Origin of the sequence: Ralstonia nicotianae (assembly GCF_018243235.1) — a bacterium.
Lineage (GTDB): Bacteria > Pseudomonadota > Gammaproteobacteria > Burkholderiales > Burkholderiaceae > Ralstonia > Ralstonia nicotianae.
Window position 1 is genome coordinate 1,960,242 of sequence record NZ_CP046675.1, and the last position, 13,033, is coordinate 1,973,274.

12 protein-coding genes are annotated in these 13,033 nt (G+C 64.7%); 5 read left to right on the forward strand and 7 right to left on the reverse strand.

What is annotated here, in order from left to right:
* Positions 1 to 69 precede the first annotated feature (69 nt).
* The 4 genes from GO999_RS24395 to GO999_RS24410 are packed head-to-tail and all read left to right on the forward strand — an operon-like array spanning position 70 to position 6,146.
* Positions 70 to 375 (forward strand): hypothetical protein, encoded by a 306-nt coding sequence (locus tag GO999_RS24395; protein WP_020829758.1) that lies wholly within the window; start codon positions 70 to 72, stop codon positions 373 to 375.
* A gap of 5 nt (positions 376 to 380) precedes the next feature.
* Positions 381 to 1,706, forward strand: a complete 1,326-nt coding sequence (locus tag GO999_RS24400; RefSeq protein WP_211906991.1) for a TolC family protein — start codon at positions 381 to 383, stop codon at positions 1,704 to 1,706.
* A 29-nt stretch (positions 1,707 to 1,735) separates the two neighbouring features.
* A complete protein-coding gene (locus GO999_RS24405) occupies positions 1,736 to 2,950 on the forward strand; it encodes an efflux RND transporter periplasmic adaptor subunit (protein WP_019719265.1) in 1,215 nt (404 codons plus the stop codon).
* Positions 2,951 to 2,960: 10 nt separating this feature from the next.
* Positions 2,961 to 6,146 carry an efflux RND transporter permease subunit gene (locus GO999_RS24410; protein ID WP_019719264.1) on the forward strand — a complete coding sequence of 1,062 codons (3,186 nt, stop codon included), beginning with the start codon at positions 2,961 to 2,963 and terminating at the stop codon, positions 6,144 to 6,146.
* 6 nt (positions 6,147 to 6,152) lie between these two features.
* Here GO999_RS24410 and GO999_RS24415 read toward each other — a convergent pair whose 3' ends face one another.
* Positions 6,153 to 6,587, reverse strand: coding sequence for an HIT family protein (locus GO999_RS24415; RefSeq protein WP_011003799.1), 435 nt, complete (start codon positions 6,585 to 6,587; stop codon positions 6,153 to 6,155).
* Between the two features lie 249 nt (positions 6,588 to 6,836).
* Here GO999_RS24415 and GO999_RS24420 point away from each other — a divergent pair, with 249 nt between their 5' ends.
* Entirely contained in the window at positions 6,837 to 7,040 is a 204-nt protein-coding gene (locus GO999_RS24420; protein ID WP_011003800.1) for a hypothetical protein, read from the forward strand.
* Between the two features lie 12 nt (positions 7,041 to 7,052).
* On the opposite strand, the gene GO999_RS24425 is transcribed toward GO999_RS24420, so the two are convergent.
* From GO999_RS24425 to GO999_RS24450, 6 genes are all read right to left on the reverse strand, one after another.
* A complete protein-coding gene (locus GO999_RS24425) occupies positions 7,053 to 8,276 on the reverse strand; it encodes a DUF2087 domain-containing protein (protein WP_019719263.1) in 1,224 nt (407 codons plus the stop codon).
* 7 nt (positions 8,277 to 8,283) lie between these two features.
* A complete protein-coding gene (locus GO999_RS24920; protein ID WP_209317637.1) occupies positions 8,284 to 8,979 on the reverse strand; it encodes a hypothetical protein in 696 nt (231 codons plus the stop codon).
* 6 nt (positions 8,980 to 8,985) lie between these two features.
* Entirely contained in the window at positions 8,986 to 9,867 is an 882-nt protein-coding gene (locus tag GO999_RS24435; protein ID WP_016727660.1) for a class I SAM-dependent methyltransferase, read from the reverse strand.
* The gene (locus GO999_RS24440) at positions 9,867 to 11,066 is read right to left on the reverse strand and encodes an MFS transporter (protein WP_019719261.1); all 1,200 of its coding nucleotides are present in this window, start codon (positions 11,064 to 11,066) and stop codon (positions 9,867 to 9,869) included. The genes GO999_RS24435 and GO999_RS24440 overlap by 1 nt, the downstream gene beginning before the upstream one ends.
* The gene (locus GO999_RS24445) at positions 11,066 to 12,256 is read right to left on the reverse strand and encodes a hypothetical protein (protein WP_016727659.1); all 1,191 of its coding nucleotides are present in this window, start codon (positions 12,254 to 12,256) and stop codon (positions 11,066 to 11,068) included. Before GO999_RS24445 ends, GO999_RS24440 begins: the two co-directional genes overlap by 1 nt.
* A gap of 100 nt (positions 12,257 to 12,356) precedes the next feature.
* The gene (locus GO999_RS24450; protein WP_020829750.1) at positions 12,357 to 12,590 is read right to left on the reverse strand and encodes a hypothetical protein; all 234 of its coding nucleotides are present in this window, start codon (positions 12,588 to 12,590) and stop codon (positions 12,357 to 12,359) included.
* Between the last annotated feature and the right edge of the window lie 443 nt (positions 12,591 to 13,033).

A 13,033-nucleotide genomic window follows, 5' to 3' on the forward strand; every position in this document is an offset into this window, starting at 1 on the left:
GGCGTGGCGGGCCGCTCCCTAGACTGCACGCATCGACACACAGGTGTCGTGCTTTCAAAGGAGATCAACATGTCTGTTCGACGCAATTGCCTGTTGCCGCTGGCTGCCGCCGCGGCATTCCTCGCGTGCGGTGCCGCCACGGCCGCTTCGGTTTCGGAACAAGCGCTGTCTCCGCTGCAGGCGCACGGCGCACGCGATCCCTACACGGACGGCGCGCGTGGTACCCGCGATCCCTATACGGACGGCGGCGCGCAGGCCGAAGCCACGCTGCAGGCGAGCGTGGGGCCGCGCGATCCGTATAGCGACGGCGGCATGAGCCGCTCCAGCGCGCCGCGCGATCGCGATCCGTACACCGATGGCGCGCAAGCCGCCTGAGGCGTGTGGTGACGCATCCATGTATCCGGGCTGCGGTAGCCCTGTCGTGCGCGCTGCTGGTCCGGTCCGGGCTGGCGGCCGCGCCCGCCGGGGAGGCAGCAGCCACCTCCGATACGGCCGCGCCGGCTGCGCAATCCGCGCCGGCGTCGGTGCCGGGGGCCGCGCATGAGCGCATGACATTGCAGCAGGCCATCGACCGCGCGCTGGCGACGCATCCCGCGCTGGCCGCCGCAGGCTATGCGGTGCGTGCCAGCGAAGGCGCCGTCGACCAGGCGAGCCGCCTGCGCAATCCCGAGGCGGCATTCCTCACCGAGGACGTGCGCCGCGACCGCGCCACCATGACGGCGCAACTGAATATCCCGCTCGAGCTCGGCGGCAAGCGCGCTGCGCGCACGCGCGCGGCGGAGCTGGCGCGCGCCGCCGCCGGCCAGGATGCCGCCGTGCTCGCGGCCGAGCTGCGCGCCGATGTCACGCGCGCCTTCTTCGAGCTGTCCATTGCCCAGGAGCGTCTGCGGCTGGCGCAGGCATCCGACGCGCTTGCCGCGCAGGCCGAGGCGGCCGCCGTGCGGCGCGTGCAGGCCGGCAAGGTGTCGCCGGTCGAGCAGACCAAGGCGGCGGTGGCGCGTGCCGGTGCGGCGATCGAACTGCGCGATGCGCAGGCCGATCTGCTGGTGGCCCAGCGGGCGCTGTCGGCATTCTGGGGCGGCGCCGTGGCGGTGCCCGAGGCCGACGGCAGCGCGGAGACCCTGCCCGCCGTACCGCCCGAGGCGCACCGCGTGCTGGCCGCTGCCACGGCAGCGGAGCCCGTGGCGCTGGCTTCCACGCCGCGTGCGCTGCGCGCGCGCCTGGAGATCGAGCACCGCCAGGCCCTGGTCAACGTGGAGCGCAGCAAGCGCGTGCCGGACGTGACGCTCAGCGTCGGCGCCAAGCGCGACAGCGGCGCGAACGCCAACATGGCCGTGGTGGGCATCGCCGTGCCGCTGCCGCTGTTCGACCGCAACCAGGGCAGCCTGCTGGAGGCGCAGCGCCTGGCCGACAAGGCCGCCGAAGACTACCGCGCGCTGCAGCTGGAACAGGCGGCCGCGCTGTCGCAGGACGTCGCCCGGCTGGAGGCCGCGCGCCAGGCGGTCGGCGCATTGCGGCAGGACGTGCTGCCCGGCGCCGGGCGTGCCTATGACGCCGCGCGCATCGGCTTCGAAGCCGGCAAGTTCAATTTCCTCGATGTGCTGGACGCCCAGCGCACGCTGTTCCAGGCGCGCGCGCAGTACCTGGCGGCGCTGTCGCGCGCGCACCAGGCGGCGGCGGGCATCGATCGCATCCTTGGCCGGTAGTCCGGCGCGTTTTCTTTTTTTTTTCCGACATGACACTTCCTCGACAACAACGGCGCGCGATCGCACTGATCGTCGCGTTGGGCGCGCTGGCCGGCGCGGCACTGTGGTGGGGTATGGGCGCGCGCCAGGCGGCCCATGCCGAAAGTGAGGCCGAGCAGCCGGCCTCGCACGCTGAGCACGCGCAGGCGCCGAAGGCCGAAGCCGCCGAGGCGCCGCACGCCGAGACCATCGCCATGACCGCCGAAGCCATCGCCAACGCGGCCATCGGCGTGGAGACGGCGGGGGCGGCGCAATTGCGCACGGAGGTGGTCCTGCCCGGCGAGATCCGCCTGAACGACGACCGCACGGCCCACGTGGTGCCGCGCGTGGCGGGCGTGGCCGAGCAGGTGGCGGTGGAGCTGGGCCAGCCGGTCACGCGCGGGCAGCTGCTGGCGGTGCTGTCGAGTCCGGCGCTGTCGGACCAGCGCAGCGAACTGCAGGCCGCGCAGCAGCGCCTGGCGCTTGCGCAGGAAGCGCACGCGCGCGAAAAGCGCCTGTGGGAGCAGGGCATCGCCGCGGCGCAGGACTACCAGCAGGCGCGCACCGCGCTGCAGGAAGCGCGCATCGCCGCGGACAACGCGCGCCAGAAGCTCGCCGCCATCGGCGCGGCGCCGGCCGGGACGGCACTCAACCGCTTCGAGCTGCGTGCGCCGTTCGATGGCGTGGTGGTTGCGCGGCACCTGTCGCAAGGCGAGGCGGTGCAGGCGGAAGCCGCGGTGTTCACCATTGCCGATCTGCGTACCGTGTGGGCGGACTTTGCCGTCACGGCCAAGGACCTGGAGGCGGTGACCACGCACGCCACGGCCACGGTGCGCGCCACGGCCACCGGCACGGCGGTGCAGGGCAAGGTCTCGTACGTCGGCGCGCTGCTGGGCGAGCAGACGCGCAGCGCGCCCGCCCGCGTCACGCTCGACAACCCCAAGCGCGCGTGGCGCCCGGGCATGTTCGTCAGCGTATCGGTGGAGTCGGGCCGGGTGCCGGTGCCGGTGGCCGTGCGCGCCGATGCCGTGCAGACCGTCGACGAGAAGCCCTCGGTGTTCGTGCCCGTGCCGGCCGGCTTCGAAGTGCGCCCCGTCAAGACCGGCCGCTCCGACGGCACCTGGACGGAAATCCTCGACGGCCTGCCCGCCGGCACCCGCTATGCCGCCGCCAACAGCTACGTGCTGAAGGCCGAAGCCGGCAAGTCCGCCGACCACGGCCACTGACGGAGGCGCCATGTTCGAACGTCTGTTGCGCGCTGTGATCGCTCAGCGCTGGCTGGTGCTGCTGGCCGTGCTGGGCGCCGCGGCGTATGGCGTCTATAGCTATACGCGCTTGTCCATCGATGCGGTGCCCGACATCACCAATGTGCAGGTGCAGATCAACACGCCGGCGCCGGGCTACTCGCCGCTGGAGACCGAGCAGCGCATCACCTATCCGCTGGAGACGGCGATGGCGGGCCTGCCGAAGCTGGAGCAGACGCGCTCGCTGTCGCGCTACGGTCTGTCGCAGGTGACGGTGATCTTCAAGGAGGGCACCGACATCTACTTCGCCCGCCAACTGGTGAGCGAGCGCCTGCAGGCCGCCAAGGAGCAACTGCCCGACGGCATCTCGCCGGGCATGGGGCCGGTCTCCACCGGCCTGGGCGAGATCTACCTGTGGACCGTCGAAGCCGACGCCGGCGCGCGCAAGCCCGACGGCGCCGCCTACACGCCCGCAGACCTGCGCGAGCTGCAGGACTGGGTGATCCGCCCGCAGATCCGCAACGTGCCGGGCGTGACGGAGGTCAACACCATCGGCGGCTTTGCCCGCGAATTCCTGGTCGCGACCAGCCCGGAGCGGCTGGCCTCGTACAAGCTGACGCTGGCCGATATCGTGACCGCGCTCGAGCGCAACAACGCGAATGTCGGCGCGGGCTACATCGAGCGCAGGGGCGAGCAGTACCTGGTGCGCGCGCCCGGCCAGCTGCGCGACGCGGCCGACATCGGCAACGTGGTCATCGCCAGCCCCAACGGCACGCCGGTGCGCCTGCGCGACGTCGCCGCCATCGAAAGCGGCAGCGAGTTGCGCACCGGCGCGGCCACCAGCAACGGCCGCGAAGTCGTGCTCGGCACGGCCGTCCTGCTGATGGGGGAGAACAGCCGCACCGTCGCGCAGGCGGTGGACAAGCGCATGCGGGAGATCCGCCGCACGCTGCCGGCCGGCGTGCGCGTGGAAACGGTCTACGACCGCACCGTGCTGGTCGACAAGGCCATCGCCACCGTCAAGAAGAACCTGCTGGAGGGCGCGATCCTGGTGATGGCGGTGCTGTTCCTCTTCCTCGGCAACCTGCGCGCGGCGGTGCTGACGGCGCTGGTGATTCCGCTGTCGATGCTGATGACCTTCAGCGGCATGGTGTCGGCCAAGGTCAGCGCCAACCTGATGAGCCTGGGCGCGCTGGACTTCGGCATCATCGTCGACGGCGCGGTGGTGATCGTCGAGAACTGCGTGCGCCGGCTGGCGCATGCGCAGCACGCGCTCGGCCGGCCGCTCACGCGCGCCGAGCGCTTCGAAGAGGTCTTCCAGGCCGCCCGCGAGGCGCGCCGGCCGCTGCTGTACGGCCAGCTCATCATCATGGTGGTCTACCTGCCGATCTTTGCGCTGTCGGGCGTGGAAGGGAAGATGTTCCATCCGATGGCGATCACGGTGGTGCTGGCGCTGGCCGCGGCCATGGTGCTGTCGATCACCTTCGTGCCGGCGGCGGTGGCGCTGGGCATGGGCGAGCGCGTGGCGGAGAAGGAGAACCGCCTGATGGGCTGGGCGCGCCGGATGTACGCGCCGCTGCTGGAGCGTGCGCTGGCCGCACCCGCCGTGGTGCTGACCTTTGCCGCGGTGGCGGTGAGCGTCTCGCTGGTCGCGGCCCTGCGCCTGGGGGCCGAGTTCGTGCCCAACCTGAACGAAGGCGACTTCTCCATCCAGGCCATGCGGGTGCCCGGCACGGGCCTGGCGCAGTCGCTCGAGATGCAGATGCAGATCGAGCGCACGCTCAAGGCGAAGTTTCCCGAGATCGCGCGCGTGTTCGCCCGCACCGGCACCGCCGAGATCGCTACCGACGTGATGCCGCCCAGCATCTCCGACGGCTACATCATGCTGCGCCCCGAGCAGGACTGGCCGGCCGGGCCCGACGGCACGCGGCGCGACCGCGACCAGCTGCTGGCCGACATCCGCGCCACGGTGGAGACGCTGCCGGGCAATGCCTACGAGTTCTCGCAGCCGATCCAGCTGCGCTTCAACGAGCTGATCTCGGGCGTGCGCAGCGACGTGGCCGTCAAGCTGTTCGGCGACGACATGGCCGTGCTGGAGAAGCAGGCCCAGGCCATCGCCGCCCAGCTCGGCCGGCTCGCGGGTGCGGCCGAGGTGAAGATCGAGCAGACCGGCGGCCTGCCGTTCCTCAACATCGACATCGATCGCGAGAAGGCGGCGCGCTACGGGCTGGCCATCGGCGCGATCCAGGACACGGTCTCCGCCGCCATCGGCGGCAAGGGCGCGGGCACGGTATTCCAGGGGGACCGGCGCTTCGGCATCGTCGTGCGCCTGCCGGAAGCGGCGCGCAGCGATCCGGCCGCGCTGGGCCGCCTGCCGCTCGCGCTGCCCAACGGCCAGGGCTACGTGCCGCTGTCGGAGGTCGCCACGCTGCACGAGGTGACCGGCCCGAACCAGGTCAGCCGTGAAGACGGCAAGCGCCGCATCGTGGTCAGCGCCAACGTGCGCGGGCGCGACATCGCCTCGTTCGTGCAGGAAGCGCAGCGCGCGCTTGATGCGCAGATCCGCCTGCCGGCCGGCTACTGGATGGCGTGGGGCGGCCAGTTCGAGCAGCTGCAGTCGGCCACCGAACGGCTGCAGGTGGTGGTGCCGCTGGCGCTCGCGTTGGTGTTCACGCTGCTGTTCATGATGTTCGGCAACCTGAAGGACGGCCTGCTGGTGTTCTCGGGCATTCCGTTCGCGCTCAGCGGCGGCGTCGTGGCGCTGGCGCTGCGCGGCATTCCGCTGTCGATCTCGGCGGCGGTGGGCTTCATCGCGCTGTCGGGTGTGGCGGTGCTCAACGGGCTGGTGATGCTGAGCTTCATCCGCAGCCTGCGCGAAGACGGCAAGCCGGTCGACGCGGCGGTGAGGGAAGGGGCGCTGACGCGCCTGCGCCCGGTGCTGATGACGGCGCTGGTTGCCTCGCTCGGCTTCGTGCCGATGGCGCTGGCCACCGGGACCGGCGCCGAGGTGCAGCGTCCGCTGGCGACGGTGGTGATCGGCGGGATCCTGTCGTCGACGGCGCTGACGCTGCTGGTGCTGCCGGTGCTGTACCGGCTGGCTTACCGCCGTGACAGCCGTGACAGTCGCGATGGTGTGGCGGCGCCGGCGGACGCGGCTGCGGCGTCCGCCGTGCGGTAGGCGGCGTCAGTCGGCCCGCAGTGCCGCGATGATCTGCTCGGCCTGGGCCTTGAGCCGGTCGGTGTCGGCCTGGACGCGGGCGTGCGGCTGCAGCGGCGTGTCGGTGTAGCGCGGCAGCACGTGGAAGTGCACGTGCGGCACGGTCTGGCCGGCGGCGCTGCCGTTGAGCTGGAACACGGCGATGCCGGGCGGCGTGAAGGCGCGGCGCACGGCCCGGGCCAGCTTGCGCGTGGTGCGGATGGCGGCGGCGGCGGCATCGTCGGACAGATCGAACAGCTCGGCCGCGCCTTCCTTGGGCAGCACCAGCACGTGGCCGTCGGCCTGCGGCATGATGTCCATGAACGCCAGCGTGTGCTCGTCTTCGTAGACCTTGATGCAAGGCGCCTCGCCGCGCAGGATCTTGGCGAAGATGTTCTGGTTGTCGTACGTCGGGTCAGGCATCGGATGTCTCCGGCAAACGGGAAAAGGTAGCGCGCAGTATATGTGACGGGCGGCCGGCAGCGGTGGGCAGCCGGTCAGCCCGCGCCGTTGTCGGAGGCCTTGCTGTTGCGCTCGCGCTGACCACATTGCGCGGCGAAGCGGTCTGGAAGTGCGCTTCGACACGTCGAAGCAAACCCCGCTGATGCTCGCGTGCTTTGCTTCGATCGGCCTGAACGCGAAGCGGTCGAGCCTCAAAGTCCGGGGGGGCCGATGCTGCTGCGCTTCGTGCTCGTGGTGCTCGGCCGGCTCATTCTGCAGGACGCGCTCGGCATTGGACTGGCGAAGGCGCTGGTGCCAGCGGGCGGCGTTATCGGGCCACCTGAGGGGCGGCGCAATGAGGTCTGGCTGGAAGTCCACTCCCGGTGCGACTCGCAGACAAATTCGGGCGACTCCCAAACACTGGCAATCAGTTGAATACCGTCCGCCTTATGGCGACAGAACCCGTCGATATACGTTATTTTGACGTTGCAGCACACCGCGATCGACAAGATATCGCCTCAGCCGGGCGTAATCGGTTGTGAACAACTGACAGATCTTGGATATCTCCGATTCGGTGTAGTGGGCATCCGGGGCGAAAGCCGTCGCGATCTTTTCGATGGTGAGATCCGTTTCCAGTTGCCGATCGCTCAAATCTTCAGCGCTGCGATGCTGTCGATCGGCAATCTCTTCCCACACTGTGCCGACATCCGAAAATCCACGCGCATCTCGCTGAATCAGGCCGATGCTCAGCAACCGGGTCACGATTTTGCTGACGGCCTTCGCATCGATGCCGACGCTCTCCACGATATCGGCAAGGCGATTGACGCCGAGGACGATCGCAGCATAAACGGAGCGCGTTTCGCGCGACGTCATCGCGGCAAGGATGGCGTCTTTGCGAAGACGCCGCTTCAACGCCTCCTCGCCAATCGGCAAATAGCTGCTGCGAATTGGAATGTCTCCCAGTTCGACAAGCTCGGACTGCAGCGGCTGCGAACGGAGCACGCGTTCATTTTGTTGACGCTTGCGGACGATACCCAAGCCACTCTGGCGGTATTTGTGCAACTCCGGCAGTGTGATCAGCTCGAATGAATCGTCCAGCCTGCGAAACAGCTCTTCCCAGATCGGCGTTCTGACTCTGCGAACACGTTGTGCGCCCTCCATACTGACGGTGGTCAACATGGTTGGCTCGTGCAGGCACAGGTATCCGCCAGGCGCGACATGTTCCCAAAGCGCCGCGACGAAGCGGACATCGTCGGCCGGCGTGCCCGCATCGATCCACGCGATGTCGATCGCTCCCCATGACGCGATGGTGGCTTCGTCGAGTGCGTAGAAGTTGCTTTTGACGAATGTAACGAGGCCCGTGTCGACATCGTGATCCTTCAATGCATTCCATGCTTCTTCGGCTGAGGAGCCTTCGGCTGTGAAGTCGTCAATGGTGATCAGCCTGGGTTGATAGCGATCGGGAATTCCGGTCGGATCCAGAAGCGCGCTGCGCTCCTGCCATGTCGAGGTATCCAGTAAATCCTTGTCGTGTTGCCAATCCTGCCGCGCCTGCTGGAGCGCCTTCGCGATGAAAATCGTGCTGTCGCCGGCACCTATCTCGACGACTGTTGCGGGGCGGGTCATGCGGATGAGTGCCGAGATCAGACTGGCGCTGTTCTCGGTACCCATTCCGGGTCTAATCATGTGCACGGGCGTTCCCTCCAGAAATCAATCGCAACATGCCGGCCTCCACAAAGTGGACGATGTTCGGGTGCAGTGATTCCGGTATCTCGTTCAAAAGCTTGTCCGGGGAGAAGATGCCTTGAGAAGCTTCGCTCAATCGAATGGTTCGACCGTTAAGCTGGTTGATGGCTACGCGGCCGATCCCGGGGGCGTCGGCAACGATGCAGGTGGGTTCGATCATGTAGCGGACCGGAGGCGATGCCGGGAACGCCTGGTCAGTCTCGATGAACCCATGTCGATATAGCGCGACCAATAGCGTGCCCGCCTCATGCATCACGCCATTGATTTCCATACCCGGCAACGCGCCCACGGTTGTCCCTTCCGCGAGCGCCTGAACGTCTTCATGGCGAAACCCGCCAAACGCCTGCGCGCTTTCAACCACGACAAGCGATGATCGAATCCCCCGCGCACCGACAAGCCGAGGCGTATTGCGGGTAATGCGCGCTGACTTGGACCATCTGACCGAGCTGTCTGGAGCCAGGAATTCAGGACAGGTTGCGAGCGGGTTCCGCAATGCCGGTGGCATTGACTTGCTCAGCGTGTAGCTGCCATTGCCGTCGGCCTGGTCGCCCTGGAGATATTCGGCGAGCTGCCAGGCATATCCCCCCGTGCCTTGATAAAAATTTGGTCGGATCGGATCGGTTCTCATGGTGGTTCAAGCCGATTTCAATATGACGATTGCCGTCGCCATGCCCACGGCGGTCCCGTCTTGCACTTCGGATGCGATCACTTTGTCGACCGTGAGGCCGCTGGCCTCCGCGATGGGGACGAGTGCCGACGGCGTCCACATCCGGTCTCGAAGATCGCATACGACTCCTTCGATATTCCCGTTTTCATTCCGTCCCGATTGCGCAAAGACCGATCGATGCATGATCAGCTTGTCGCTGTCGTATTTGTAGGCCCACCAGATGAGCGCGGCTTCCCCGTTGCTCCGCCGAAATGGCACCACCGTGCATCGCTTGTCCATGAACGAAAGACGCTCGGGTGTTCCGTCACCGAAGACGGCGACCATGATCCTCGATCCGGCGTCGCGCAGTTGCGCCTTCGCGCTACGCAACAGCACTTCGAGCTTATCGTCGTCCAGAATGAAATTGACGGTCGCATCGCCAAACGTGACGACGTCGAAGCGTCGTTGTGTGATCGGTGCCGGCAGATCAAATATGTCGCCCTGGAGCGCGTGAACGTGGCTGTGATGGATGGACGCATTGAAGCGATCGATGGCGACGGGGGAGATGTCGATGCCAAAGCTTTCCTTCAGCGAAAATTTCTCGGCGAGGTGCAGTAGCAGCCGACCATCGCCGCAGCCCAGATCGAGAATATTGTGCCCATCCCGGACAATGGATTCCGCGGCGGAAAAATCCCATGTCGCACGGACTGTCGTCAATTCATACTCGTCGAATAGCGGCTCGTCGAAGTAGTAGTGGCTGACTCTGAGATCCGCGATGCCCGATGCCACGATGCGATCCAAAGGGGCTTGCAGCTTGATTGATTTCGTATCGCCTGGCTTCGATCCGAAGCGTCCTATGCCACTCATCATCAAGCTCCTTTTGTAATCATGCTTGGTCGGTTTTTGACATTCAACGCGAAGCCGCATGCACCGATGATCGCCGTTGCGACGCCAACAGCCACGAGCGCCATGCTTACGTGCGCCGTACTGACCATGCCGGCGCTCAGGAAGCCGAGAAATACCGAAGTCTGGATGCAAAATATGTAGGCCGGCATCAGGTTGACGCGCCGCTGCGGATCGATTGCCTTCATCATGAAACTTGCGGTGAGCGCGTTCTGGATGCCGTTTGCCGATCCAATCAGAAACGTCGCGCACATGATGATCCATGCCGCGTCGCTCAACGCGAGCCATAAAATGCCGAAGCCGATGATACTGGCGGCAATGGAGGCGCCGGCGGCGTCGCCGAACCGCGCCAACATCCCGGAAAAAACCACGGGACCGACGATCAGCCCCACACTCAACGCGCTGATAACGAATCCGTAGATCTCGGCACTGAACTGCAGCTCGGTGCGAACTCGAAAGATCAACAGCACATTGAGCGTGGATGTCAGCACGACGGTCATCAGCAACGGAGCGACCGCACGGATGACGCCGGCTGTGCGAAAGAGATCGGGCAGGTCGAATCGGCCCTTCTGCTTTTCTTGCGTGGGCGTCTGATCGGATTTCTGGCTGAAAGAATCCAGCACCTTGAAACATAGCGCGGTGACAGGCGCGGCGACCAACACCAACAATGCCAGCAGCAACAGCCCCCGTGAACGCCCGGCCATGCCGTACAGCAGTCCGCCGAGAGCCGGGCCGCCCACGTAACCCATGTTCCGCACCGATTGCGTGATCCGGTTGACACGATCGATGTACCGCTCGTCGTTTGTGTAGCTTGGAATGGCGACCATGATGGCCCCCCACTGAAGGGACCCCGTGGATCCGAGCGCCAGTGAAACGACGACGTAACTCCAGAACTGATTGGCCAAGGACGCGACCGCGATCAGAATCGACTGAAGGAGAAATACCGCGGGAATCGCTTTGCGAGGCCCGATCCGCTGGAGGATCATGGGTGCGATCGGGCCGGAAAGCATGCCTCCGATGAGGCCGGCGGCGAGCAATATCGATACCGAGGAAGTGTGGTCCGCCAGCCTCAGGGCAAAGGTCACTTGAGCCGCTTCATCGGCGAAGCTGCCAAGCGACAGGGAGATGCCAATAAAAACGAGCGCCCATCGGCCTCTGATGCCCATCAAAGCGCTCCCCACCGCGCCAGCGATGCGGCAACACTCAGGAGATCATCGTTAAGCAGCTTGTCTTTCCCGCTCGATCGATCCGAAATGTTCACTGGCTGACCGGCGGACAGGCAATTCAGAAAGTCGTGCAATGCGCGGCTGTATCTGAAGCTGCCGCAGTGGCCGTTGGCCGCGACCAGGACCTCTCCCTCCTGCAACACCGGTATCCATTGCAGGGTGCTGACGGCGTTGAGGGCGATGACATCGTCCAGTGCTTCGACTTCGACGATTGGACGGCCGACATTCAAGCGGCTGCTGGTGTCCGAGATGAGCTGAGAAATCATCATGCGTCTTTTCAGAGACGCGCCGTCAAGCAGGGCCTTCAGGGATGAAAGCAGCAGCGCATCATCGGGGTTCAGGCTCGCGATGCCTGAGGAACGCACGTCATGGCGGGTACGATTGGGCGCCTGGAGCAGGCCCTTCACGTAGTTCGCGTTTTGCTGAGAATCGTTGCCGGTTTCCCAAAAAGCGATATTCACGTTGATCGAGACATCGGATTTTGTTTCGGCAACGTGAAGCCAGTCCTCAGGGAAATAGGTGACTCGATTCGTTTTGTTCTCAAGTGGAATGCCTTCGGACTTGAATGATTCATAGTCTGGAAATCGCACGCCAACGAGATCCGACCGGGTTCCGGGCCAGGTGAACATCGTTTTTCCATCGCGCAAGGTGAACCCGAAGTTATGCGCATGATCCGCATGGATCCCAACATAGGTGGATGAATATCGCCCGATAAAGCAATCAATATCGACGCGGCCACCAGGACGATAGCCTATTGACAAGGCGAGCTGGTCGGAAAAAGCTTTGGCGACATCCCAGATGTTGGGGCTTGCCGCATGAAGCCCATAGTACATGACCGCCCACTCGTCGTTGCCAGCAAGGCGCCCAATTCTCGATACATAATCGTCGAGTGTGTTATCAGTGGGAAGCGCAAGAAAATCAGGGCGCGGCGCTGACGTGCGTTTTCCATTGAAAACGGTGATGGCTTCGGACTGAGCGTTGCGGGATCGAAGGTCGTTCGCGCACATCGCATATTCCTTGAGCGCCCCCAGCACATCTTGATCGTTGAATGGGATCTGCGATATGGCCAGCTCTGTCGCTTGCTTACCCCATGATTCTTTCGCAAATTGCGGCGACAACAATGCGGCCATATTCGATTCTCCGTTCAGAGAAACATGGATAAGTGAGCAAGAGGCCAAAGCCCCTTGCTCAAGAAGCGGATTCGGCAATGCATGCGCATTACCGCGCCTTTCAGGCAGCCTCGGCGACAGCCATTGCTTCTTCATCGTTGCGCTGCGCATACTTGACGTTGGCCATCACCGGCTCTACCTCGACGTCATTGCGCTGTGCGTACTTCACGTTGGCTACAGTCGGCTCTACCTCGACGTCGTTACGCTGCGCATATTTGACGTTGGCTGCGATCGGCTCGACCTCGCTAGCGGTCAATTCATGATTTATCGTTATGTTTTTCAAGGAAATCGTCATATTGATGCTCATTTTTAACGAAAATGAATTTAGGGCAGGTGGAGCGCGCATCCTCGTTTCCGGTTAAGGGGTTGCGCGCAGCGTGATACTGCATCAGATGCAATATCAATGTCAATGTCAAGCATTTGTACTGAAATTAAGTTCATTCGATTCTCCGGGGATGCATTGCATTCATCACTTCTCCGGAATGGCGGATTATTGAAGTCAATGATTTGCTTAAGCCTCGCTGAGAAACTTCTGATTTATGCAGAGGCTCCCTTGAGATTCGGGCGTTTGCGTACTAAAAGGGCTTTCCCGTTGAGCACAAGCGCAATCGTGGTTTTCGTGATTGCATGCGGCAATGCCGCCGGCGCGAGCGAGAAGATGAAGGGCTGCGGGAAAACCGGTGCAGACGCATGGATGACCAGCCGACAATCCGCCTCACTGGATCCGAAACCGGCGTT

What these genes read in the sequence shown, in the direction of transcription:
- GO999_RS24395 (WP_020829758.1), top strand. Translation starts at nt 70, where the DNA reads ATGTCTGTTCGACGCAATTGCCTGTTGCCGCTGGCTGCCGCCGCGGCA.
- GO999_RS24405 (WP_019719265.1), top strand. Translation starts at nt 1,736, where the DNA reads ATGACACTTCCTCGACAACAACGGCGCGCGATCGCACTGATCGTCGCG.
- GO999_RS24410 (WP_019719264.1), top strand. Translation starts at nt 2,961, where the DNA reads ATGTTCGAACGTCTGTTGCGCGCTGTGATCGCTCAGCGCTGGCTGGTG.
- GO999_RS24415 (WP_011003799.1), bottom strand. Translation starts at nt 6,587, where the DNA reads ATGCCTGACCCGACGTACGACAACCAGAACATCTTCGCCAAGATCCTG.
- GO999_RS24420 (WP_011003800.1), top strand. Translation starts at nt 6,837, where the DNA reads ATGCTGCTGCGCTTCGTGCTCGTGGTGCTCGGCCGGCTCATTCTGCAG.
- GO999_RS24425 (WP_019719263.1), bottom strand. Translation starts at nt 8,276, where the DNA reads ATGGGTACCGAGAACAGCGCCAGTCTGATCTCGGCACTCATCCGCATG.
- GO999_RS24920 (WP_209317637.1), bottom strand. Translation starts at nt 8,979, where the DNA reads ATGAGAACCGATCCGATCCGACCAAATTTTTATCAAGGCACGGGGGGA.
- GO999_RS24435 (WP_016727660.1), bottom strand. Translation starts at nt 9,867, where the DNA reads ATGATGAGTGGCATAGGACGCTTCGGATCGAAGCCAGGCGATACGAAA.
- GO999_RS24440 (WP_019719261.1), bottom strand. Translation starts at nt 11,066, where the DNA reads ATGGGCATCAGAGGCCGATGGGCGCTCGTTTTTATTGGCATCTCCCTG.
- GO999_RS24445 (WP_016727659.1), bottom strand. Translation starts at nt 12,256, where the DNA reads ATGGCCGCATTGTTGTCGCCGCAATTTGCGAAAGAATCATGGGGTAAG.
- GO999_RS24450 (WP_020829750.1), bottom strand. Translation starts at nt 12,590, where the DNA reads ATGACGATTTCCTTGAAAAACATAACGATAAATCATGAATTGACCGCT.